This window comes from Mesorhizobium sp. M0833 (assembly GCF_040319905.1).
In the GTDB taxonomy this organism is placed as follows: Bacteria; Pseudomonadota; Alphaproteobacteria; order Rhizobiales; family Rhizobiaceae; genus Mesorhizobium.
Genome location: NZ_JAMYOQ010000005.1, coordinates 69,730 through 91,479 on the forward strand (window position 1 = coordinate 69,730; position 21,750 = coordinate 91,479).

Here is a 21,750-nt window from a genome sequence, read left to right on the forward strand (position 1 = left end):
GGTCTGAAATCTGACTAACAACCCTTCAGCTTCATTCTGGTTGCAGTCGCGGCTGCCGTATCGCGTCCAGGTTCAGCCGGGCCTTGATCGGCAGATGATCGGAAGCGCGCTGCGCCAGCGGCGTCTTGTGCACCTCGATGCTGGAAATCAGGTGGGGCGGCCTGGCCAGAATGCGGTCGAGCGCAAACAGTGGAAAGCGCGACGGAAAGCTCGGCAGAACCGCATCGATCGGACCGAAATGCGGCAGCAAGGCCAGCAGCGAAGACCTGTTGCGGACGCGCCATTCGTTGAGGTCGCCAAGCAGGATGGTTGGCCGCAGAACCGGGTGTGTGGCTTCGACCAGCGCGTTGGCCTGCTGCGAGCGCGACCGCCGCAGCAGGCCAAAATGTGCGGCTATGATCCTGAGCGAGACGCCCTTCAGCTCCAGATCCGCGATGACCGCACCGCGCGGCTCAAGGCCGGGCAGCCGGATCTGGTTCACGCTTTCGACCACGCCGCGGCGCGCCAGGATCAGATTTCCGTGCCAGCCATGGCTGCGGCGGTTTTCCGGGACATGTGTGGGGACGAGGTCGCTATCCCGCTCGAGCGCTGCGAGATCGAGCAAACCCTGCCTGCTTCCGGTTCTTTCGTCGGCCTCCTGCAAGGCAATGATATCGGCGTCGAGTTCCTTGACCACGGCCGCGACCCGCTCCGGATCGAACCTGCCGTCGGTGCCGACGCATTTATGCACATTGTAGGATGCAACCGTGGTGCACGAAATTTCGTTGCCGGGCGCCGTAAACCGCGGCACTTCCCTTCGCAGCGCAGCGCCAAGCGACCTTGGAAGGGTAGGCGATCGATCCAGCATCTGATCCATTTGCTTTTGAGTCGGCGAGTGGCGGCCATTGCGATTATGGCGCGTGCGGAGGTCTGAAACAACGACGACCTTGTAAAACCGTTCCACCGCCGGCGTCGGCGCGCCCGCGGTCTGGAACCCTGACGGGCAACAACACGTTTCGGGAGGGCAGCGCAGTCTACGGAGAAGTCGAATGCAGCCCTTAGCCGCAAATTCCGCCCCCCGCTCAGGCCCGCTCAGGATTGTCCCGTTCGATGGAACCGTAACCGTTCGGTTCTCCGACGCCATTATTGCGTCGAGCGCGCGGGCAAAGCTGCTCTACGAAGATGGTCATGATCCTGTCTTCTACATACCCTTCGAGGACATCTATTTCGACCTTCTGGAGAAGACAAACACAACGAGCCACAGCCCGCTGAAGGGCACGGCAAGTTATTGGCGTGTTCATGCGGTCGGCTCGTCGGCAGAAGACTTCATGTGGGCCTACGAGACGCCCGACACCGCGGCACTGGCGATCGCCCGCCACGGCGCGTTTGATCCCGGCCGGGCGCGGATTGAGGCCGATCCCGCGGAGGACAAGCGGCATACGCCGCACGTCACCGAATAGACCCACATCGGCGACAGCCGTCAGCTTTCCGTCAGCTCGCGAACTCTTCTCTGAGAATGCGCAAGCCGGCTTCGTATTTCGCTGCCGAGGCACCGATCTGCCGTGCCTGCCATAGATTGTCGGCGAGATCGGCGCGCTTGACCGGCAACGCCAGCGGGTTGGCCGCAGCCCTGCGAACGAACACAGCATCGTCCTCGTTCGGCCGCCGTGTCAGTGCGTCGACGGCCGATATGATGGACGGCCCGAACCCGGCCGCCTCAAGCCGGTCGCGATTCCAGCCGTCGCCTTTTTCGATGACGTCGTGAAGATAGGCGATGGCTTTCTGGTCGAGCGTTTCGACGGCATCGACGACCCGGCGGCAATGTTCGATATAAGGCCGCCCTGTCTTGTCCGTCTGCCCGGCATGAGCCTGTTCGGCGATTTTCGCTGCGCGATAAAGCACGCTCATTGGGTCGACCCCGTAAAGAACAGCGCATGTCCTGGCGCACCAACGCGCCATTGTCAGTGCGAGTTCCTACGCGCCGCCGGACCCTGCTGCCTCGCTTGCGAGCTGAATGCCGCGGTGGCGGGCGGAATAGTCAGGAGACGCGTTCAAAACTGTCGAGGCTGGTTCCAAAGGCACGCCAGGCGGGGAGTTTCCTGGCTCGGGCCGGGGCACCTTCCTTTTCCGCCGACAAAGCGGCATCCGCAACGGTGTGCCATAGCATTTCCAGCTTCCCATCCCTGAGGATGCCGGTATAGCTCACCGCTACGGCTCCGACACGCCCTTCGGCTGCGCAGGTGAATCCGATGACATCTCCATGGCAGGCTCCGAACAGCGGCACCGTCGTGCCGAAGAAGGCGCTGTCCTCTAGCGCTGTCCTGAAGGTTCCGCTTATCCGTCCGCCCTCTTCGCTGGTCAGTTCGACGACCGACCCGTACTGGTTCCGCCAGGTGCCCAGCCAACTCATCGCTGCTCCTCCTGATTGCTGCCATAGCGATTGCGTTGCCACACGGCCTCCAAGCCGCGGCCGAGATAGCGGCTTTCAATCAGCCGCAATGCCAGCCATCGACATCTGAACGAAGCGCAGCGGCGCTTCCAGCGTCCAGGTGATGCCGTGCCTCTCAAATTCCAGGCGGCCGGTGCCGCTGAGCGCCTGCGGGGTGACGCGTTTGAGCACGACCGTTCCGAAACCGCGTCGCGTGTTTTCATCGACCAATGGTCCGTCCAGTTCCCGCCAGACAAGGCGGAAGCCGTCGCTGCCATCGGCGGCTGGCGTCACGGTCCATTCGACCTCGACCCGCCCGTCAAGGCGCGACAGCGCTCCGTGCTTTACCGAATTGGTGGCCAGCTCGTGAAAGGCAATGCCGAGATATTGCACCGCATTCGGCTGCAGCATGATCATCGGTCCGCTCATCGACAGCCTGGCCTGTGTCGCGAAGGCCTTGGTCTGGGCATGGATCAATTCGCCGATAGTCGCGCCACGCCATTCGGCATCGACCAGCAGATCGTGTGATTCCGAAAGTGCCATGATGCGTTCCCGGACCTGGGAAAGGAAAGCCTCTGGCGTACCCGCCAGCTTGCTGGTCTCTCGGATCATCGAGACGATCACCGAATACTGGTTTTTAACGCGATGGTTGACTTCCCGCATGAGTGTGCGGATACGCCGTTCGCTGTCCTTGTGCGGGCTGATGTCGCGCGCGATCTTGGAAGCGCCGACGATACGCCCAATGCCGTCGCGTATCGGCGAGATGGTGAGCGAAACCGGTACCAGGGTGCCGTCCTTGCGCTGCCGGATAGTCTCGTATGAAGGGATCCGCTCGCCGGCGCGAATGCGGCTGATGATCATGGCTTCCTCATCCAGGTGGTCGGGCGGGATGAGCATCGTCACCGGGCGACCGATCGCCTCGGCGGGCGTGTAGCCGAACAGGCGTTGTGCCGCGTCGTTCCAGCTGGTGATAATGCCGTTCAGGTCTTTCGACACGATCGCGTCCATCGAAGATTCGACGATGGCAGCGAGCCTTATGCTGGCGTCGTCAGCCAGCGCCTGGGTGCGCAGGTCGAGCAAGGTGTTAATGGCGCCGACGACCTCGCCGTTCGCATCGCGAAGCAGGACCGGATGCGCGCTGAACGGGATGAACTGGCCGTCCGGCCGCTCGGCGATCGCCCGGCCCCCAGGAACGTCCCGCTCCTCCAGCAAGGCAACGGCCATCGGACATTCGTCGTGCGCCATCGGCCGTCCGTCGAGGTGGCGAAGCTTCCATGATCCGCACCAGCGGTCCTGGCCGATAACCGGACGATATCCCCAGAGATCGGCAGCGGCTTCATTGAAGAACGAGATGTAGCCTTGTCTGTCGGTGGTGTAGACAGCCACAGGCAACGCCTGCATCAGATCGGCGGAGGAAACTTGCGGGATTCCGCCAGTCTTTAGTTCAACGACGTCCACCAGTCCCCCGCTCCGCTTGGCTTGCCGACGGATTGCTACGTCATCTAAATGCGCGCGCGCGTTTTCGGTTCCGTTCGATCCGCTTTCGGACATTCAGGCTGATCTGCGTTTCGCGGCCGTTCCCGGACCTTTGTTAGGAGCCTTGCCGCCTTCCTGCGCCAGGCTTCTGCGCAGAATGTCGGCGAGGTTGACGACATTCGTCCTCGGCGCAGGTGCCGGCTTGGGCGGTTTCTTGCCCTTGCGCTTGGCTTCGATCATCGCAACCAGCGCCTGTTCATAAGTGTCTTCGAACTTCGACGGGTCGAATTTGGCGGGCTTCTTGTCGATCAGCAATTGCGCGATTTCCAGCATCTCGGGATCGACCTTGCGAGCCTTCAGTCCTTCGAACACCGCGTCGGTTGCGACCACTTCATTGTGGTTGCGTAATTCCGTCATCACCATGCCCTTGCCCAGCGGCTGGATCAGCACCTCTCGGCCTCGCTGGTACAGCACGACGCAGGACCGGGCTGCCACTTTCTTCCTGGCCATGGCGTCCCGGATCACCGCGAAGGCCTCAGTGGAGGGCGCGTCGGCCGGAACCAGATAATAGGGCTTTTCGAGGTAGCGTGCGTCGATTTCGGCGGTGGGCACAAACTCGCCGATCTCGAGCGTGTGCTGCGATACCATCTTTAGTTTCTTGATTTCGTCCGGCTCTATGCGGATGAATTCGCCCTTCTCGACTTCATAGCCCTTTACCTGGTCGGCAGCCTCCACCGTATCGCCGGTCTCCTCGTCGATATAAGCGCTCTTGACCGGGAGACCGTCCTTGCGGTTCAGGATCCTGAAATGCACTTTCTCGGCCTCGCTGACGGCGCCGATGATCTTGACGCCACAGGAAACCGATCCGACTTTCATAAAGCCCTTCCAGGCAGCTCGCGGCGTCGCCATGTCAATCACTCATTTGCCGAACGGACGGAACGGCTGCGAGCCGAAATCGTTCCGCCGTGGCAGGCTGGTCCATACGCCGGCCCGGACGAGAACATTCGTTCATTTTCGTCAGGGGAATAGCGGAATGGCCAAACGCAGCGCAGGGTTGCTCATTTATCGCCAAAGCCGAGGTTCACTTCAGGTCCTGCTGGTGCATCCCGGCGGCCCATTCTGGGCGAAGAAGGACGACGGCGCATGGTCGATCCCGAAGGGCCTGGTCGACGAGAACGAGGACGAACTGGCGGCGGCAAAACGCGAAGCCGAAGAGGAGCTCGGGGTCGCCATCGATGGAGTTTTCGAACACCTTGGCAGCTACCGGCAGCCGGGCGGCAAGCTCGTCGTCGCATGGTGCGTCGAAGCGGACTTCGACAGCGACGCCATAAGCAGCAACACCTTCGTCATGGAATGGCCGCCAAGGTCCGGCTCGATGAAGGAATTTGCCGAAGTCGACAGAGCGGGCTGGTTCTCCCTGCCTGAAGCCAACCTCAAGATACTGAAAGGCCAGCGCGCCATGCTGGCGGATTTGGCCGGTCGGCATGGCGACCCATGAAATCGTATCGGCTCAGTACTTCAGGGCGGCGCCTGGCTTGCCTTACGGCGCTATCCCAAGCGAATTTTGCGCGCGCAGCGTGCGTAATGTGATCGAATAGCGGTGCTCGGCGACCGGCGGAATGCTGTGCTCCCATTCGTTGCGCGCAGCACCCGTCATCAAATAGGCTGATCTTGGCTCGACGGTGACCGTCTTGCGATCCCATCGCGTGCCGTTTTTCCGGCGCAGGCGGAAGCTGCAGGCGGCCAGCAGCGAAACGCCGGCGACCACTTCGAAATGAGGCTTGTCGCGGTGCCAGCCGATACCGGCGCCCGGCCGGTACTCGTTGATCAGCACCTGCACGAAGGTTTCGGCCGGCAGGCGGGCAAAGGCTGCAACTTTGTCCCTGAGCGGCAGCAGAAAGCCGGGTATCGGCGGTGCTTCGACGACTTTGCGCCGGTCGTAGTCGTAACGCAGCCCGAAGCCGACCACCCGCCGGTTTGCCAGATGGCCGTGAAAGTCGAAGGGCTGAAAAGGCAGGCCGTCGAGCTGGCTTGCCAACGCTGCTTCCTCGTCCGGCGTGATCAGTTCGGGCCGGTAGCGGAATCCTTCCGGCAGGTCGTCGGTGGCGGCAAAGAGATCGCCCTGACGGGCTGCAGCCGATGTCTTGAGCGGTGGCATCAACTGTACTTGGTGAAGCCGGCCCGTAGCGGCAAGGCTGCTTCGGCAGCAAGGAACCTCGCTCTCCGTGCAGGGTTATTCACACGATGGCGTGGATTGGAGCACTGCCGAGCATTGGAGCTGTCGAGATGCCTTCAACTGCGATCAGAAACATCGACTACCAGCCGGCGACGAGGCTACTCTCGGTGTGGTTCGTCCCGAGCGGAAACCGCTATGATTACGAGGACGTTCCGCCGCAGGTCCACGCCGCGTTCCGCAAGGCTTCGTCGAAGGGCCGGTTCTTCAACGAACATATTCGCGACCGGTATAAATACCATCTGGTCGAGCAGAGCCATTCGAGCTGAGTCTTCCGACGCTTCTCAACCATGATCTCGGCTCTCCACCATTCGTAGCCGCGCGGCAATGAGCGGACTTCGCAGTTGGTGGGCGACCTGATATTGATCATGGTTTCACCAGAAACATCGAAAGCCTGGAATGCCCGCCGAAGTCGAAACAACCGAGCAGCTCCAGCAATTGCTCGATACCCCGCATCTGGCGGGCGTGCTGGATAGCGAACAATTCAAGAGATTTCTCGACCAGCTGCCGATCGCGATCGCAATTTCCGATCTCAGCGGCGACGAACGTGTCGTCTATGTCAATTCCGAGTTCCAGAAATTGTCAGGCGTATCAGTCGCCGAGCTCGAGCGCTGGAACTGGGCCGCACTGAGCGGAGAAGGCTTGAGCGAATACAAGGACCGGCCGCTGGCCCGGGCCATCGTCGAGGATATCGATCGTGCGGGAACATTCAGGATACAACGTGCCGCCGCAGCGCCAGCCATCGTCGATGTCTATTCGAACTTGATCGAGGACGAGCGCGGGCGACGGTCCTTTCGACTGGTCGCCCTTGTCGACGTTACCGCGCACAAGGCAAGCGACAGCGAGGCCATCGAACAACGCATTCGGGAAAAGGACATGCTGCTGCGCGAGTTGCAGCATCGGATGAAGAACAATCTCCAGATGATCACGGCTCTCATCAGGTTGGAGGCCCGCAGTGCGGCGTCACCCGATCAGAAACGCTTCGAGCGCCTGGCCGGCCGCGTCGACGCGCTCGCAATTCTCTACCAGACGCTGTCGGTCGACGAACAGAAGGCCGAAGTGGACCTTGGCGTCTATCTCAGCCAGATCGCTTCCGCCGTGATGACGTCGCACGCCATGCAAGGCATCCGGCTGGACATGAAGGTCGATGCCTATCCCGTGTCCATCAACGTGGCGATGCCAACGGGTCTGGTGGTCAATGAGCTTTTAACGAACGCGCTGAAACACGCCTTTCTGGGTCGCGAAGGCGGGACGATCACGCTGCGCAGCATCGTCGACGGAGACGGTTTTCGCATCGTAGTCGCCGATGACGGCATCGGCCTGCCCGAAGGCGAGACCTGGCCGAAACCCGGCAAGCTCGGAGCGTTGATCGCTCAATCGCTGACTGAAAATGCCAAAGCCCGGTTCGAGGTGGATTCTGCCCCCGGCAAAGGAACGCGGGTGACCATCGTGTTCAACAGATCGGCCGCCGTCGCGACGTAGCCGGCCGAGCAAGCGCCATTCAAGGCCATCCGCATCAGCCAGGCCCGTCGATCACCTTGCGCGTGTGGCGGGCGATTACACCTTCTTCGTCGGTTGCGATGACGCGGACTTCGACCTTGCTGTCCGCCTGGCTTATGAGCGCTTCATGGGAGCTGTTGTCGGCTTCGTCGATCGCCACGCCGAGCCAGCCAAGCCTGCCGCAAATCGCTTTGCGGGCCGCGGCAGAGTGCTCGCCGATGCCGCCGGTGAAGACCAGGCATTCCAGCCCGCCCAGCGTATTGGCGATGGCGGCAACTTCCCTGGCGGCGCGGAAGGCGAAAAGCTCCACCGCTTCGCGCGCCCGGCGGTCATCGCTGGCCTCCAGCGTGCGCATGTCGCCGGAAATGCCGGACACGCCGAGCAGGCCGGATTCCTCGTAGAGCATGTCTTGCAGCGCCTCTCCCGAAACCCCTCTTTCCAGCAGGAGGTACAAAAGCACGCCCGGATCGATGGCGCCGCAGCGTGTGCCCATGACCAGGCCGTCAAGCGCCGAAAAGCCCATCGTCGTATCGACGCTTCTCCCGTCGCGCATGGCGCACAGGCTCGCCCCGTTGCCGAGATGGGCGACGATGGTTCTTTTCGCCGCCAGATCGGGCGATATCTGCTTGAGCCGGCCCGCGACATATTCGTAGGAAAGCCCGTGAAAGCCGTAGCGGTGGATGCCGTCTGCCTCATAGCGGCGCGGCAGCGCAAAACGGCTGACCAGAGGCTCGATGGTCCTATGGAAGGCCGTGTCGAAGCATCCGACCTGCGGCAGGTCGGGCCGCAGCGCGGCAAGCGCCCGGATTGGTGCGAGGCTGCGCGGCTGGTGCAGTGGCGCAAGCGGCGTCAGCCCGTCGAGAGCCTCGATAACTGTCGGCCTCAGCCGGACAGGTTCGACGAACTCGCGTCCGCCATGGACGATGCGATGGCCGGCGGCGATCAGTTTCCTTCCGCCAAGTTCGTTCTCGATCCATTGCAGCATCTGGCCGAGGCCCATGTCGGGCGATGCGTCCGCGGCAAGTGGCCGATCGCACTGCAGCTCGCCATCGGCGGCTTTTGCGGTCAGCCTTGGCGCATCGCCCAGATCCAGCGAACCGCGCGACGCAAGATCCAGCTCGGCGGATGCTGCAAGGTCGTAAAGTCCGAACTTGATGCTCGACGAGCCGGCATTCAACGCAAGGATCGATCGTAGTATCAATCGCCGACCCTTGTCGCGCCGTCCTGTGGCCAGGACCATTTCTGGATCTCGGGCATGTCCTCGCCATGTTCGCGGACATAGGCCTTGTGCTCAGCTAATTTCCCATGCAGCGCCGCGGCAAGCTCCTTCGCCCGCTCGGCCAGCCCCGGCACACGCGCGATCGCGGCGAGCGCCAGATGATAGCGGTCGAGCTGGTTAAGCACGACCATATCGAACGGCGTCGTCGTCGTGCCTTCCTCGCGAAAGCCATGCACATGCATGTTGTCGTGGTTGGCGCGCCGATAGGTCAGACGGTGAATGAGATAGGGGTAGCCGTGATAGGCGAAGATGACCGGCTTGGCCTTGGTGAACAGCGCATCGAATCTGTCGTCGGCAAAGCCATGCGGATGCTCGGAATTCGACTGCAAAATCATCAGGTCGACGACATTGACGACGCGGATCTTCAGGTCCGGAATGCCCGAGCGCAGGATGTCGGCTGCGGCAAGCGTCTCCAGCGTCGGCACGTCGCCGGCGCAAGCCAGGACCACATCCGGATCTTCGCCCTTGGCAACCGTGCCGGCCCATTCCCAAATGCCCGCGCCGGCCTTGCAGTGCGCTTCCGCGTCCTCGGCGGACAGCCATTGCGGCGCCGGCTGCTTGCCGGCGACGATGACGTTGATGCGGTTATAGGTTTTCAGGCAATGGTCGGTGATCCACAGCAGCGTGTTTGCATCCGGCGGGAAATAGAGCCTTACCGTGTCGGCCTTCTTGTTGGCGACGAAATCGGCAAAGCCCGGATCCTGATGGCTGAAGCCGTTGTGATCTTGCCGCCAGACATGCGAGGTCAGCAGGTAGTTTAGCGAGGCGATCGGCTTGCGCCAGGCAAGTTCGCCGGAGGTCTTCAGCCATTTGGCGTGCTGGTTGACCATGGAATCGACGATGTGGACGAACGCCTCGTAGCACGAGAACAGGCCGTGGCGGCCGGTCAGCAGATAGCCCTCCAGCCAGCCTTGGCAAAGGTGCTCGCTGAGCACTTCCATGACGCGGCCGCCGCGGGAAAGATGAACGTCGTAAGGCTCGATCCGCTCCATCCAGACCCGGTCCGTAACCTCGAACACGTCGTCGAGGCGGTTCGAGGACGTCTCGTCGGGTCCCATCAGCCGGAAATTCCTGGCCTCGGCGTTCAAGCGGATCACGTCGCGAAGATAGCTCCCCACGGTCCGCGTTGCCTCCCCAACAGTGCCGCCCGGACGCGGTACGTCGAGCGCCAGGCCTTTCCAGTCGGGAAGCACGAGGTCTTGCTTCAGCAGGCCGCCATTGGCGTAGGGGATTGCGCCCATGCGTCTTGGCCCTGTGGGCGCCAGCGCCGCGAGCTCCGCCAGGAGATGCCCGCCTTCATCGAACAGCGTCTTCGGTTCGTAGCTGCGCATCCAGTCTTCGAGGATCTGGCGGTGCGCCGCATCGCCGCGTGCGTTCGACACCGGGACCTGGTGCGAGCGCCAGAAATCCTCGACTCGTCTGCCGTCGACCTCTTTCGGCCCGGTCCAGCCCTTTGGGCTGCGCAGCACGATCATCGGCCACAGCGGCCGCTCTCCCTTCCAGCCCGCGGCTCGTGCAGGCTCCTGGATGGAGTGGATCCGGTCGAGCACGGTATCGAGCGTGCGGGCCATCTCCCGATGCATCGGGGCAGGCTCGTGGCCTTCCACGAAAAAGGTTTCGTAGCCATAGCCGAGGAACAGGCTGCGCAACGCCTCGTCTTCCATACGGCCGAGGATCGTCGGGCTGGCGATCTTGTAGCCGTTGAGATGCAGGATCGGCAGGACGGCACCGTCGGATGCCGGGTTCAGGAACTTGTTGGAATGCCAGGCCGCGGCGAGCGGGCCGGTCTCGGCTTCGCCGTCGCCGACGACGCAGGCAACCACAAGGTTCGGATTGTCGAAGGCGGCGCCGAAGGCATGGACCAGCGCATAGCCGAGCTCTCCGCCTTCGTGGATCGAGCCGGGTGTCTCCGGGGCAGCGTGGCTCGGCACACCACCGGGGAACGAGAACTGCCGGAACAGCTTTCGCAGGCCGTCTTCATCCCTGCCGATCTCGGGATAAATTTCGCTGTAGGTGCCCTCGAGCCAGGTGTTCGCGACCATTGCCGGGCCGCCGTGACCCGGCCCGCAGATGAACAGAACCTCGAGACCACGTTCACGGATGATCCGGTTCAGATGCACATAGATGAAATTGAGGCCGGGCGTCGTGCCCCAATGGCCGAGCAGCCGCGGCTTGATGTGCTCGGGCCGCAAAGGCTCGCGCAAGAGCGGATTGTCGAGCAGATAGATCTGGCCAACCGAAATGTAGTTCGCGGCGCGCCAGTAGCGGTCCATCAGATCCATCTGGTCAAGGCCGGTTGTTTGCGCAGTGGTGCGGGCCTCGTCGTTCATGGAAATGCCTCCGGAATACCCTCGTCCGTCGTTATCTGGAGTGGCGTCGCCTCGGAGAAAGGATTTGCCTCGAAATAAGTTTGGGCGGGCGCGGCCAGCTCCCGCTCGCCGATCCTGCAATCCGCCTCGCCCGACAAAAAGCGGGTCGGTCTTTTGAGGAACCTCGGGGCTTGCCAACGGTTAGGAAGATGCACCGCATTGCATGAATCCAAGGGGACTGCCGAGGCCCCCGGGACATCGACTGGCCAAAGTGCCGTTGAGCAGCTTGGGCGATTGTGGCGGAGGCCCGTAGGAGGAGCAAAAAATGCTCGATCTCTCCCATGCCCGCAACCAAATGGTCGACATTCACCTAAGCCGCCGTGGCATTCGCGACCGCAATGTCCTTCAGGCGATGCGCGAGGTCCCGCGCGAGGCTTTCGTCGAGCCCGGTTTTGAAGAATTTGCCTATGAAGACGGGCCGCTGCCGATCGCCGAAGGTCAGACGATATCGCAGCCCTATATCGTTGCGTTGATGATCGAAATGGCCGAGGTCGGAGCCGGTGACCATGTTCTCGAGGTCGGCACCGGCTCGGGCTATGCGGCTGCCGTAATGAGCCGGATCGTCGAACGTGTCTACACCATCGAGCGCCACGCCGCGTTGGCTGAAGCGGCAAGGCAGCGGTTTAAAAAGCTTGGCTACGACAATATTGAAGTCCGCACTGGCGACGGCACCAAGGGCTGGCCAGAGGCTGCACCCTTCGATGCTATCCTGGTTGCCGCCGCTGGACCCGGCGCACCGCTCGCGCTGCAGGAACAGCTCGACGTCGCCGGCCGGCTTATCATCCCGGTCGGCGACGAATTCGACGCGCAGCGCCTGCTCAAGGTCACCCGGACCGGCGCAGCAACTTACACCGAGGAGGATTTCGGCGGCGTGCGGTTTGTTCCGCTGATCGGCGAGCAAGGCTGGGGCGAGCCAGGCAGCGACAGCCAGATAGCGGCCGATCTTCCGCACCGGCATCAGCGCAGGAGCAGCCTGCCGCAGATGATAGCGGCCGCCGCCGAACCGCTTCCGGATTTCGACGATCCGGCCTTCGGTGCGCTGTTCGACCGGTTTGCCGACCGCCGCGTCGTCTTGCTCGGCGAAGCCAGCCACGGCACGTCGGAGTTCTACCGTGCGCGCGCGGCGATCACTCGCAGGCTGATCGAGAAGCATGGCTTCACCATCGTCGCGGTCGAGGCCGACTGGCCCGATGCCGCGGCGATCGACCGTTACGTCCGCCACCGGCCACCACGGCCGGGCGCCGATCCGCCGTTCCAGCGCTTTCCCACCTGGATGTGGCGCAACACCGACGTCGCTGCGTTCGTCGACTGGATGCGAGAGCATAACGAGCGGATCAGGATATCCTCCCGGCGGGCCGGGTTCTATGGCCTCGACATCTACAATATGGGCGGGTCGATCGCGGCGGTCCTGCAATATCTCGACCGGGTCGATCCGCAGGCGGCGAGGATCGCACGCGAACGCTACGGCTGCCTGACGCCGTGGCAGAACGACCCGGCCACCTATGGCCGTGTCGCACTCACTTCCGGCTACCAGAAATGCGAGAAGGCCGTGCTCGAGCAATGCCGGGAACTGCTTGCCAGAGAGCTCGACTATGCGCAGCAGGACGGGTTCGATTTCCTCGACGCCACCCAGAACGCCCGCCTGGTCGCCTCCGCCGAGCGCTATTACCGCACCATGTATTATGGCGGCGCGCAATCCTGGAACCTGCGCGACACCCACATGTTCGAAACGCTGGAGCACCTGCTGCAGGCCCGCGGCCCGAACGCCAAGGCGGTGGTGTGGGCGCATAATTCCCATATTGGCGATGCCCGCTATACCGAGATGGGGATCGTCAGGGACGAATTGAACATCGGCCAGCTCTGCCGCCAGCGTCTTGGCGACGAGGCTGCCTTGATTGGGCTCAGTACGCATTCCGGGACGGTGGCCGCTGCCACCGACTGGGACGGCGACATGGAAGTGAAACCGGTTCGGCCTTCCCACAACGACAGCTATGAGCGGCTTTGCCACGACAGCGGCGTCTCGCCTTTCCTGCTCGATTTCGAGCGCGACGACACGCTGCGCCAACGGCTTCTGGAGCGCCGGCTGGAACGCTTTATCGGCGTCATCTATCGGCCCGAGACCGAGCTGCACAGCCACTATGCGGACGCCTCGCTCGCCCGCCAGTTCGATGCTTTCGTCTGGTTCGATGAAACCAATGCCGTCACGCCGCTAGGGCCGGAGCATGCGGGGACAGGCCTTCCCGAGACTTATCCTTTCGGGCTGTAGCGAATCTGGACGTTGGGCAAGCGGAAAATCGAAAGGAAGGAGGTCACCAATGGCCGGAAAGAAGACTCATGAGCAGCAATTGCGCATCATCGAAGAGCGCGAGAACACGAAAAACGCCGGCAAGGATTTCGACGCGGAAGCGGATTTGAAAAAGACCAGGCAAGAGCGCGAGGCGTTCCGGCGCGGTGCCGAGCTCAGATCGGACCCAAAGGATATTGCCGATCCCGACGATCGCCACATCATCCGCGGCGAGCACCAGGAAAGCGCCCACAACAAGCATCGCGCCGACCGCTGAACGGCCGGATCGCTTGACGTTAAGACAATACGGCGCCGGGTCCGTCCCCTGACCTTGTTGCCTGGGGCTATTCGGCAAAAAATGTCGCGGCGACAGCAATTGAGACGAGGCTCAGCATTGCCAGGCCTGCCCTGGCGACATGCGAAGCCTCCCAGGCGTTGCGCAAATCTCTCCAGTCGCCGGTCTGCTTTCGAGAGAACATTGAAAAAAACGTCGCGGCGGATTTCGGCAGGACAGTGTCTTGCACCCAGAAATTATTGACGGGGTGTGTGACCAACCAATAGGTCGCGTGCTCCGCCAGCAACGAGACAAGCGCCGCCAAGGTCCACCAGAATCGCGCGCTTGGATAGGGCGTCAGGTAAAGCAGGACGGCGAGTGCAATGATGCCGCCGATCTCGGCGAACCCGCCGATCGTGAAGCCGGGATAGTAGATCGCCTGCACTGATCTGTAGGTGGCCCCTTGAGGCGCAACTTGCCGGGCAATTCCAAGGCGTGCGCGAGCGAGAGCGCCATCGAGACGGCGACAACAGAAGCGTGGCGATCGTCAATGCGCGCATGTTTCCTGCTTCCCGACCATGCCCTCGTGCTCCGCGCGTAGATAGGGTGGTTGGTGATCCTGAAAAGGCGCCCGACTTCGCCGGCGGGCTGTTCGGTCATTCCCCGATCTGGCTGGTCGAGCGTTCGTGGAGCCTGGCGCCGGTCTGCGCGTCGACCGCGACCATGCTGACCTCGTAGCCCCAGAGCTTGCGGATGTGGCGCAGCGTGGCGTCGCGGCTGCCGCCTTCCAGCACGATGCCGTCCTTGACCTTGTGCTGCAGGCGCAGATGCCGGTCGCCGAGCAGGTCCACATCCACCACCTGGATGTCCGGCCGGCTGGCGCCGATGTCGTAGCTGTGGGCGAGTGCGCTGCGGATACTCTCGTAGCCGCGCTCATTGTGTATCGAGGCGACTTCGTAATGGGGGTCGTTGGCAGCGTCGGCAAGCACAAAGAACCGCCATTTCCGTATCAGGGTAGGGCTCAGATATTGGCGGATGAAGGACTCGTCGCGATGGTTGGCCCAGGCGTCCAGCAAGGTCTGGCGCCAGTCGCCGTTGCCGGCGATATCGGGGAACCAGTCGCGGTCCTCGGCCGTCGGCGCGGTCGAGATGCGCTGGATGTCCTGCATCATGTCAAGACCCAGCGCGTAAGGGTTGATACCGGAAAAGCGCGGATCGTCGAAGCCCGGCTGGAAGATCACGTTCGAATGGTTGCGCAGGATCTCCAGCATGGCACCTTCGCCGATCAGCCCGCGGTCGAACAAAAGGTTCATCAGCGTGTAATGCACGAAGGTGGCGCAACCCTCGTTCATCACCTGCGTTTGGCGCTGTGGATAGAAATACTGCGCGATAACGCGGACAATCCGGATAACCTCACGCTGCCACGGTTCCAGGATCAGGCTGTTCTTCTCCAGGAAATAAAGCAGGTTCTCCTCGGGCAGCTTGAGCGATTTCTTGCGCTCCGCCATGGTGTCCGTCTCGCGGACCTTGGTGCCGTCCTTGGACGGCGGCAGCGTGCGCCACAGATCGTTGTAGGAGCGCTCCTCGTATTCCAGGCGCTCGCGAAGGCCCTCGCGCTGCTTTTCCGACGACAGCTTCGGCGGCCGGTGATATCTGAACACGCCCTGTTCCATCAGCGCGTGTGCGGCATCGAGGATCTCTTCCACCGCATCGACGCCATGCCGCTCCTCGCAGCGGGCAATGTAGCCCTTGGCAAAGTCGAGATAGCTGAGGATGGCGCCGGCGTCCGTCCACTGCCGGAAAAGATAATTGTTCTTGAAGAAATGGTTATGGCCGAGTGCCGCGTGCGCCGTCACCAGGGCCTGGAGGGCCATGGTGTTTTCCTCCATCAGATAGACGATGCAGGGATTCGAATTGATGACGAGTTCATAGGCGAGCCCTCGCCCGCCTTTGCGATAGAGCAGTTCCTGGTAGAGGTAGTGCTTGCCGAAGGACCAGTGCCGGTACATCAGCGGCATGCCGACCGAGGAATAGGCGTCGAGCATCTGTTCGGACGAGATGATCTCCATCTGTACCGGATAGGTGTCGAGGTGGAGCTCTTCGGTGGCGATCGCCTCGATGGTCTCGTAGGCGCGCGACAGCGTCCTGAAATCCCAGTCGGAACCGGAAAACAGCAGCCCGGATCTGCTCGCCATCAGCCCCCTCTTTCACCGCTCTTTTGATAGCCCGGCTGTCTGGCGAAGAGCTGGCGGAAAACCGGGTAGATGTCGGCCGCGGTGGCGATGCGGCTCATCTGGAAATTCGACCACCTCAGCTTGACCGCACTGTAGGCACGCCACAGCGACGTGCCGTTGTCGGTAGCGCCGAAGATATGGCTCTCGCGCTCGTCGAGGATCTCGACATAGGCGAAATACTGGCAGAGCCGCATGATCTGTTCGTCGAGCAGGGCGATGCAGCGCTCGGAATCGGTGACGAAATTGTCGCCGTCCGAGGCCTGGGCGACATAGATGTTCCATTCGCGGCTAGGATAGCGTTGCTCGACGATGCGGTGCATCTCCTCGAGCGCGGTGGAAACCACCGTACCGCCGCTCTGGGTGTTGTAGAAGAAGGTTTCCTCGTCGACCTCCTGCGCCTCGTGGGTGTGGCGGATGAAGACCACCTCGGTCCGGTCGTAGCGCCGCTTCAGGAACAGGTGCAGCAGCACGAAGAAGCGCTTGGCCAGATCCTTCTCGCGTTCGCCCATCGAACCGGACACGTCCATGAGGCAGAACATCACCGCGTTGGCGTTCGGCACCGGCTGTGCGTCGAAGCGGTTGAAGCGGATATCGACCGGGTCGACATAGGCGATCCGCTTGCGGCGACGCTCCAGTCGATCGAACTCTTCCTGCAGCGCCACGACGCGCTGGCGCGTCTCGACGTTTTGCGGCTTCGCCTCCAGCGACGCAATCTCCTGCGCGATCGCATCGAGGTCCTCCTGCTTGGGACGCCTGAGCGCTATGCGGCGGCCATGGCTGTTGCGCATCGTGCGCCCGACATTGATGTTGGTCGGCGAGCCGGTCGCGGCGAAGCCGGCCCGGCGCGGCTTGAAGGCGAGGATCTCCTTGAGGTTGAGCTTGACCATGTCAGGCAGTTCGAGGTCTTCGAAAAAGAGGTCGAGCACCTCTTCGCGCGACAGCACGAAACGGAAATCGTCCTCTGATTCGGTTCTCCCCGGGGCGGACCCCATGCCGCCGCCCTGGCCGGGCTTGGGCAGCCGGTCGCCTGGGGAGAAATGCTTGTTGCCGGGCAGGACGTGCTGGCGGCTGCCGCTGTTCCTGGCATCGTTGAAGCTCGGCTCGCCGGTGCCCCGCGCCGGCATCGAAACGGCATGCTCGGCGTCCACGTCGGCGATCTTGCCGGTGCGGATCTGATCGCGGATGGTGCGCTTCAACTCTTCGCGCGCCCGCCGCAGGAAACGCTGCCGATTGCCGAGGCTTTTGTCCTTCGGGTTCAGTCGGCGATCGATGAAGATCGGCATATGTTACCCCGGGCTGGCTTCAACCCGCCTTGTTCACCCGCATGTACCAGTCCACCAGCCGGCGGACCTGGCGCTCGGTGTAGCCGCGCTGGATCATCCGCTGCACGAATTCGGTATGCCGCTTCTCCGTCACGCTGTCCTGCTTGGAGCCGAAGCTGATCACCGGGAGCAGGTCCTCGACCTGCCCGAACATCCGCTTCTCGATGACTTCGCGCAGCTTTTCATAGCTTGTCCATGACGGGTTGCGGCCATGGTTTCTGGCCCGCGCGCGCAGCGTGAACTTCACCACTTCATTGCGGAAGTCTTTGGGATTGGCGATGCCGGCCGGCTTTTCGACCTGCGACAGTTCATTGTCCAAGACCTCGCGATTGAGGATCTGGCCGGTATCGGTATCCTTGTAGTCCTGATCCTCGATCCAGGCATCGGCATAGGCGATGTAGCGGTCGAACAGGTTCTGGCCGTATTCGCTGTACGATTCCAGATAGGCCTTCTGGATCTCGTGGCCGATGAACTCGGCATAACGGGTGGCCAGCTCCGACTTTATGAAATCGAGATAGTCCGCCTCTGTTTCCTTCGGGAACTGCTCGCGCTTGATCGCCTCTTCCAGGATGTACATCAGATGCACCGGATCGGCGGCCACCTCTTCGGTGTCGTAGTTGAAGGTCTGCGACAGGATTTTGAAGGCGAAGCGGGTGCTGACGCCGGTCATGCCTTCATCGACACCGGCCGCGTTTCGGTACTCCTGGACCGACTTCGCCTTGGGATCGGTTTCCTTGAGGTTCTCGCCGTCATAGACGCGCATCTTGGTGTAGAGCGGCGAATTGTCGTGTTCGGCCAGGCGGGTCGAGACGGTGAACCGGCTGAGGATGTCGAGCACTTCCGGAGCGCAGGGGCTGTTAGCCAATTCGCTTTCGCGCAACAGCTTCTCGTAGATCTGCCGCTCTTCGGTGACGCGCAGGCAATACGGCACCTTGACCACCAGGATGCGGTCGAGGAACGCCTCGTTGTTCTTGTTGTTCTTGAACTGCAGCCATTCCGATTCGTTGGAATGGGCAACGATGATGCCCTGATAGGGGAAAGCGCCGAAATTCTCGGTGCCGTTGTAGCTGCCTTCCTGGGTGGCGGTCAGCAGCGGATGCAGCACCTTGATCGGCGCCTTGAACATCTCGACGAATTCGAGCAGTCCTTGCGTCGTCCGGTTCAGCCCGCCGCTATAGGAATAGGCGTCCGGATCGGACTGGCTGAAGTTTTCCAGCTGCCTGATGTCGACCTTGCCGACCAGGGCCGAAACGTCCTGGTTGTTCTCGTCGCCCGGCTCGGTCTTGGCGATGCCGATCTGGCGAAGCCTGGACGGCATCAGCTTGACGACGCTGAATTTGGAGATGTCGCCGGACAATTCGTCGAGACGCTTGGCCGCCCAGGGCGAGATCAGGCCGGTCAGCCGCCGCCGGGCGATGCCGTATTTGTCCTCCAAAAGATCGCCCATGCGGTCGGGATCGAACAGCCCGAGCGGCGATTCGAAGACCGGGCTGACCTGGCCGCCGACCTTCAGCGTATAGATCGGACGCTGCTCCATCAGCCTTTTCAGCTGCTCCGCAAGCGAGGACTTGCCGCCGCCGACCGGGCCGAGGAGATAGAGGATCTGCTTGCGTTCCTCGAGCCCTTGCGAGGCGTAGCGGAAATAACCGGCGATACGCTCGATCGTATCCTCCATGCCGTAAAAGTCGGCGAAGGTCGGATAGATCTTGATCGTCCGGTTCGAAAAAATACGGCCGAGCCGCTCGTCCTTGCTGGTATCGACAAAGGTCGGCTCGCCGATCGCCTCGACCATCCGCTCGGGCGCCGAGGCGTACATCGACTTGTCCTCGCGGCAGGCAAGCAGATATTGCTGGAGGCTTATCTCCTCCTGCGCCGCATTCTTGTAAACCTCGGAAAACAGATCGAAGACGTCGGATTGATTCTCACGCATGGTATTCCTAGCCCCGGAGCCGATGTGGCTGCATGTTTGTCTCTTGAACAACCAAATGTTGGAAAGCCCTTGTGGTTCCCTTCACTTCGCAGAGAGTGCATGTGACCGAACGATAAGAGTCTAGATAAGGGCATCCTGAGTGCAGACAAGGCGTGGAACGTCCTGCTCGCGGCACAAAATCCTGAATCACACCACGTCCTGCGGGCGATATCCAACAAGACGGAGGAACGGTTCGGGTCCTTTCCGGTTGTGAGGGAAAGGAGACGGTCGATGTCTGGGAATAGTTTGTGGTTGCTCGTTGTTGCAGGCGGTCCACTGCTGCTGGCAGTCCTGATCGCCTACGCCCTGCTCACGCAGCGCCGTCGCGGCCCGGCGGAGCGCAGGGAAGGCGAGCGTGCGACCGAGCGCCTGTATCAGGAAAAGAACGACTGACCGACGGGATCGCAGCTCAGCTGCCGGCAACCGCCAGCCCGGTCGCTTTTTCGGCGCGCAGCAGCATGCCAAACAGGTCGCGCGGCTCATCGGGATCCGCCAGAAGGTCTAGTTCCTCGTAAAGCCCGGTCCGCTGCAGCTGATCACGGACGTAGCGCAGCGCGGAAAAATCCTCGATCGCAAAGCCGACGGAATCAAACAATGTGATCTGTCGGGCGTCCGTCCGGCCTGCTGCCTTTCCTGTTATCACCTGCCACAATTCGGTGAGCGGATGATCCGCATCGAGCTGCTGGCTCTCGCCTTCGATGCGCGTCTGCGGCGGATATTCGACGAAGATGTCCGAGCGCAGCAGAATGTCGCGATGCAGCTCGGTCTTGCCCGGGCAGTCGCCGCCCACCGCGTTGATGTGCACGCCGGATCCAACCATGTTGTCGGTCAGGATTGTTGCCGACCGCTTGTCGGCGGTAACCGTAGTGATGATCTCTGCACCTTCGACGGCTTCCTGCGCCGACGGGCAGAGCTTGATGTCGAAACCCATGCCGGCAAGGTTCTTCATGCATTTCGTCGAGGCCGCCGGGTCGATATCGTAGAGACGCAGCCTGTCGACGCCAAGCAGCGCCTTGAAGGCAATGGCCTGGAATTCCGATTGCGCGCCATTGCCGATGATCGCCATGCACCTGGCGGCCTCGGGAGCGAGGTATTTCGCCGCGACCGCCGAGCTTGCGGCGGTTCTGAGCGCCGTCAGGATGGTCATTTCCGAAAGCAGCATCGGATAGCCGTTGCCGACATCGGCAAGCACGCCGAATGCGGTCACGGTCTGGCGGCCGTCACGCGTGTTCTTCGGATGCCCGTTGACGTATTTGAACCCGTAGAGCTGCCCGTCGCTGGTCGGCATCAGCTCGATCACGCCGTCAACGCTGTGCGAGGCGACGCGCGGCGTCTTGTCGAACAGCTCCCAGCGCCTGAAATCCTCTTCGATATAGGCGGCAAGCTCGAGCAGGAAGCGCTCGATGCCGATGGCAAGCACCAGCTTCATCATGCGGTCGACGCTGACGAACGGGACGATGTTCAAATTCACGGTCATGGCTCAGAACCCCCTCGTCGGACGGTCCATGATCCGCCGGCCCATCAGGCTCGCGGTCAGGTCGACCAGAAGCGTGGCGGTGCGGCCGCGTTCGTCGAGAAAAGGGTTGAGCTCGACCAGGTCGAGACTGGTGACGAGGCCGCTGTCATGCAGCATTTCCATCGCCAGATGCGCCTCGCGGAAGGTGGCGCCGCCGGGAACGGTGGTGCCGACCGCCGGGGCGATCGACGGGTCGAGAAAATCGACGTCGAGGCTGACATGCAGCATGCCGTTGGCGGCGCTCACCCGTTCGAGAAAGGCGCGAAGGAGTTGCGCAATGCCGTGCTCGTCGATCGAACGCATGTCATGGACCGTCACGCCGGCTCTGCGCAACGCTTCCCGTTCCGCCAGGTCCACGCTGCGGATCCCCAGCGCGCATATGCGAGCCGGGTCCACCTGCGCTGCAAGGCGGGGGAAATAGCCCTCGAAGCCGGGCTGCCCGCTGGCATAGGCCAGCGGCACACCATGCAAATTGCCGCTGGTGGTCGTGTCGAGCGTATGAAAATCGGGGTGCGCATCGAGCCACAGCACGAAGAGCGGCCGGCCGGCATTCGCCGCCCGGCGGGCAATGCCGGCGAGCGTACCGGCCGAAATGCTGTGGTCGCCGCCGAGAAAGATCGGCATCGCATCGGCGCTCGCGGCATAGGCCGTTTCGCTGATTGCTGCCGTCCAGGCGGCAATTTCCGGCAGCGCCTTCACCGCCGCGTTGCCGTGTACGACAGGACGCATGTCGGCCGGGACGATCGTACCGAGGTCGGTCAGCGTATGGCCGAGCTCGGTCAATGCGGTGGCCAGGCCGGCCGTGCGCAGCGCACTCGGCCCCATCTCGCAGCCCATGCGGCCTGAGCCGGCCTGGATCGGTGCGCCCACGATCGTGCAATGCATTC

21 protein-coding genes are annotated in these 21,750 nt (G+C 62.3%); 7 read left to right on the forward strand and 14 right to left on the reverse strand.

All coding sequences use genetic code 11. From position 1 onward, the window contains the following. Positions 1 to 31 precede the first annotated feature (31 nt). A complete protein-coding gene (locus NKH98_RS07815; protein ID WP_302893445.1) occupies positions 32 to 847 on the reverse strand; it encodes an endonuclease/exonuclease/phosphatase family protein in 816 nt (271 codons plus the stop codon). Between the two features lie 181 nt (positions 848 to 1,028). Here NKH98_RS07815 and NKH98_RS07820 point away from each other — a divergent pair, with 181 nt between their 5' ends. Then, positions 1,029 to 1,439, forward strand: coding sequence for a DUF427 domain-containing protein (locus NKH98_RS07820; RefSeq protein WP_352820311.1), 411 nt, complete (start codon positions 1,029 to 1,031; stop codon positions 1,437 to 1,439). 31 nt (positions 1,440 to 1,470) lie between these two features. Here the strand turns inward: NKH98_RS07820 and NKH98_RS07825 are convergent, their stop codons facing one another. From NKH98_RS07825 to ku, 4 genes are all read right to left on the reverse strand, one after another. Next, positions 1,471 to 1,887 carry an HD domain-containing protein gene (locus NKH98_RS07825; protein WP_352897529.1) on the reverse strand — a complete coding sequence of 139 codons (417 nt, stop codon included), beginning with the start codon at positions 1,885 to 1,887 and terminating at the stop codon, positions 1,471 to 1,473. 130 nt (positions 1,888 to 2,017) lie between these two features. Continuing rightward, positions 2,018 to 2,389, reverse strand: a complete 372-nt coding sequence (locus tag NKH98_RS07830) for an avidin/streptavidin family protein (RefSeq protein ID WP_352897530.1) — start codon at positions 2,387 to 2,389, stop codon at positions 2,018 to 2,020. Positions 2,390 to 2,464: 75 nt separating this feature from the next. Beyond that, entirely contained in the window at positions 2,465 to 3,865 is a 1,401-nt protein-coding gene (locus tag NKH98_RS07835) for a PAS domain-containing HWE histidine kinase family protein (RefSeq protein ID WP_352647949.1), read from the reverse strand. A 93-nt stretch (positions 3,866 to 3,958) separates the two neighbouring features. After that, a complete protein-coding gene (gene ku / locus NKH98_RS07840; RefSeq protein WP_352476937.1) occupies positions 3,959 to 4,792 on the reverse strand; it encodes a non-homologous end joining protein Ku in 834 nt (277 codons plus the stop codon). A gap of 124 nt (positions 4,793 to 4,916) precedes the next feature. Here ku and NKH98_RS07845 point away from each other — a divergent pair, with 124 nt between their 5' ends. Further along, the gene (locus NKH98_RS07845; protein WP_352647946.1) at positions 4,917 to 5,381 is read left to right on the forward strand and encodes an NUDIX hydrolase; all 465 of its coding nucleotides are present in this window, start codon (positions 4,917 to 4,919) and stop codon (positions 5,379 to 5,381) included. A 42-nt stretch (positions 5,382 to 5,423) separates the two neighbouring features. On the opposite strand, the gene NKH98_RS07850 is transcribed toward NKH98_RS07845, so the two are convergent. Further along, positions 5,424 to 6,041: an alpha-ketoglutarate-dependent dioxygenase AlkB gene (locus NKH98_RS07850; protein WP_352897532.1), complete on the reverse strand. Its 618-nt coding sequence runs from the start codon at positions 6,039 to 6,041 to the stop codon at positions 5,424 to 5,426. A gap of 128 nt (positions 6,042 to 6,169) precedes the next feature. Here NKH98_RS07850 and NKH98_RS07855 point away from each other — a divergent pair, with 128 nt between their 5' ends. Further along, positions 6,170 to 6,385, forward strand: coding sequence for a KTSC domain-containing protein (locus NKH98_RS07855; protein WP_352897534.1), 216 nt, complete (start codon positions 6,170 to 6,172; stop codon positions 6,383 to 6,385). A 130-nt stretch (positions 6,386 to 6,515) separates the two neighbouring features. After that, positions 6,516 to 7,598 (forward strand): sensor histidine kinase, encoded by a 1,083-nt coding sequence (locus NKH98_RS07860; RefSeq protein WP_352897535.1) that lies wholly within the window; start codon positions 6,516 to 6,518, stop codon positions 7,596 to 7,598. 34 nt (positions 7,599 to 7,632) lie between these two features. Here NKH98_RS07860 and NKH98_RS07865 read toward each other — a convergent pair whose 3' ends face one another. Together NKH98_RS07865 and NKH98_RS07870 are read right to left on the reverse strand one after the other, a co-directional pair. Next, the gene (locus NKH98_RS07865) at positions 7,633 to 8,814 is read right to left on the reverse strand and encodes an acetate/propionate family kinase (protein WP_352897692.1); all 1,182 of its coding nucleotides are present in this window, start codon (positions 8,812 to 8,814) and stop codon (positions 7,633 to 7,635) included. Beyond that, positions 8,814 to 11,225: a phosphoketolase family protein gene (locus NKH98_RS07870; RefSeq protein ID WP_352897537.1), complete on the reverse strand. Its 2,412-nt coding sequence runs from the start codon at positions 11,223 to 11,225 to the stop codon at positions 8,814 to 8,816. Before NKH98_RS07870 ends, NKH98_RS07865 begins: the two co-directional genes overlap by 1 nt. Before the next feature lie 304 nt (positions 11,226 to 11,529). On the opposite strand from NKH98_RS07870, the gene NKH98_RS07875 reads away from it, so the two are divergent. Next, positions 11,530 to 13,530, forward strand: a complete 2,001-nt coding sequence (locus NKH98_RS07875) for a protein-L-isoaspartate(D-aspartate) O-methyltransferase (RefSeq protein WP_352897538.1) — start codon at positions 11,530 to 11,532, stop codon at positions 13,528 to 13,530. Between the two features lie 49 nt (positions 13,531 to 13,579). Further along, positions 13,580 to 13,825, forward strand: a complete 246-nt coding sequence (locus tag NKH98_RS07880) for a hypothetical protein (RefSeq protein WP_352897540.1) — start codon at positions 13,580 to 13,582, stop codon at positions 13,823 to 13,825. A gap of 67 nt (positions 13,826 to 13,892) precedes the next feature. Here NKH98_RS07880 and NKH98_RS07885 read toward each other — a convergent pair whose 3' ends face one another. From NKH98_RS07885 to NKH98_RS07900, 4 genes are all read right to left on the reverse strand, one after another. Next, positions 13,893 to 14,267: a DUF1772 domain-containing protein gene (locus tag NKH98_RS07885; protein WP_352897542.1), complete on the reverse strand. Its 375-nt coding sequence runs from the start codon at positions 14,265 to 14,267 to the stop codon at positions 13,893 to 13,895. Positions 14,268 to 14,478: 211 nt separating this feature from the next. Then, positions 14,479 to 16,017, reverse strand: a complete 1,539-nt coding sequence (locus NKH98_RS07890; protein WP_254815784.1) for a SpoVR family protein — start codon at positions 16,015 to 16,017, stop codon at positions 14,479 to 14,481. Beyond that, a complete protein-coding gene (locus tag NKH98_RS07895; protein WP_352647931.1) occupies positions 16,017 to 17,339 on the reverse strand; it encodes a YeaH/YhbH family protein in 1,323 nt (440 codons plus the stop codon). Before NKH98_RS07895 ends, NKH98_RS07890 begins: the two co-directional genes overlap by 1 nt. 19 nt (positions 17,340 to 17,358) lie before the next feature. Beyond that, on the reverse strand, positions 17,359 to 19,308 hold the full coding sequence (locus tag NKH98_RS07900) for a PrkA family serine protein kinase (protein WP_254815786.1): 1,950 nt from the start codon (positions 19,306 to 19,308) through the stop codon (positions 17,359 to 17,361). Between the two features lie 270 nt (positions 19,309 to 19,578). Between NKH98_RS07900 and NKH98_RS07905 the strand changes: the two genes are divergently transcribed. Further along, positions 19,579 to 19,740, forward strand: a complete 162-nt coding sequence (locus NKH98_RS07905; RefSeq protein ID WP_352897543.1) for a hypothetical protein — start codon at positions 19,579 to 19,581, stop codon at positions 19,738 to 19,740. 16 nt (positions 19,741 to 19,756) lie between these two features. On the opposite strand, the gene ocd is transcribed toward NKH98_RS07905, so the two are convergent. Both ocd and rocF read right to left on the reverse strand, forming a co-directional pair. Next, positions 19,757 to 20,824: an ornithine cyclodeaminase gene (gene ocd / locus NKH98_RS07910; protein WP_352897544.1), complete on the reverse strand. Its 1,068-nt coding sequence runs from the start codon at positions 20,822 to 20,824 to the stop codon at positions 19,757 to 19,759. A gap of 3 nt (positions 20,825 to 20,827) precedes the next feature. After that, a complete protein-coding gene (gene rocF, locus NKH98_RS07915; RefSeq protein ID WP_352476948.1) occupies positions 20,828 to 21,748 on the reverse strand; it encodes an arginase in 921 nt (306 codons plus the stop codon). Between the last annotated feature and the right edge of the window lie 2 nt (positions 21,749 to 21,750).

What these genes read in the sequence shown, in the direction of transcription:
- NKH98_RS07815 (WP_302893445.1), bottom strand. Translation starts at nt 847, where the DNA reads ATGCTGGATCGATCGCCTACCCTTCCAAGGTCGCTTGGCGCTGCGCTG.
- NKH98_RS07820 (WP_352820311.1), top strand. Translation starts at nt 1,029, where the DNA reads ATGCAGCCCTTAGCCGCAAATTCCGCCCCCCGCTCAGGCCCGCTCAGG.
- NKH98_RS07825 (WP_352897529.1), bottom strand. Translation starts at nt 1,887, where the DNA reads ATGAGCGTGCTTTATCGCGCAGCGAAAATCGCCGAACAGGCTCATGCC.
- NKH98_RS07830 (WP_352897530.1), bottom strand. Translation starts at nt 2,389, where the DNA reads ATGAGTTGGCTGGGCACCTGGCGGAACCAGTACGGGTCGGTCGTCGAA.
- ku (WP_352476937.1), bottom strand. Translation starts at nt 4,792, where the DNA reads ATGGCGACGCCGCGAGCTGCCTGGAAGGGCTTTATGAAAGTCGGATCG.
- NKH98_RS07845 (WP_352647946.1), top strand. Translation starts at nt 4,917, where the DNA reads ATGGCCAAACGCAGCGCAGGGTTGCTCATTTATCGCCAAAGCCGAGGT.
- NKH98_RS07850 (WP_352897532.1), bottom strand. Translation starts at nt 6,041, where the DNA reads ATGCCACCGCTCAAGACATCGGCTGCAGCCCGTCAGGGCGATCTCTTT.
- NKH98_RS07855 (WP_352897534.1), top strand. Translation starts at nt 6,170, where the DNA reads ATGCCTTCAACTGCGATCAGAAACATCGACTACCAGCCGGCGACGAGG.
- NKH98_RS07860 (WP_352897535.1), top strand. Translation starts at nt 6,516, where the DNA reads ATGCCCGCCGAAGTCGAAACAACCGAGCAGCTCCAGCAATTGCTCGAT.
- NKH98_RS07870 (WP_352897537.1), bottom strand. Translation starts at nt 11,225, where the DNA reads ATGAACGACGAGGCCCGCACCACTGCGCAAACAACCGGCCTTGACCAG.
- NKH98_RS07875 (WP_352897538.1), top strand. Translation starts at nt 11,530, where the DNA reads ATGCTCGATCTCTCCCATGCCCGCAACCAAATGGTCGACATTCACCTA.
- NKH98_RS07880 (WP_352897540.1), top strand. Translation starts at nt 13,580, where the DNA reads ATGGCCGGAAAGAAGACTCATGAGCAGCAATTGCGCATCATCGAAGAG.
- NKH98_RS07890 (WP_254815784.1), bottom strand. Translation starts at nt 16,017, where the DNA reads ATGGCGAGCAGATCCGGGCTGCTGTTTTCCGGTTCCGACTGGGATTTC.
- NKH98_RS07895 (WP_352647931.1), bottom strand. Translation starts at nt 17,339, where the DNA reads ATGCCGATCTTCATCGATCGCCGACTGAACCCGAAGGACAAAAGCCTC.
- NKH98_RS07900 (WP_254815786.1), bottom strand. Translation starts at nt 19,308, where the DNA reads ATGCGTGAGAATCAATCCGACGTCTTCGATCTGTTTTCCGAGGTTTAC.
- NKH98_RS07905 (WP_352897543.1), top strand. Translation starts at nt 19,579, where the DNA reads ATGTCTGGGAATAGTTTGTGGTTGCTCGTTGTTGCAGGCGGTCCACTG.
- ocd (WP_352897544.1), bottom strand. Translation starts at nt 20,824, where the DNA reads ATGACCGTGAATTTGAACATCGTCCCGTTCGTCAGCGTCGACCGCATG.
- rocF (WP_352476948.1), bottom strand. Translation starts at nt 21,748, where the DNA reads ATGCATTGCACGATCGTGGGCGCACCGATCCAGGCCGGCTCAGGCCGC.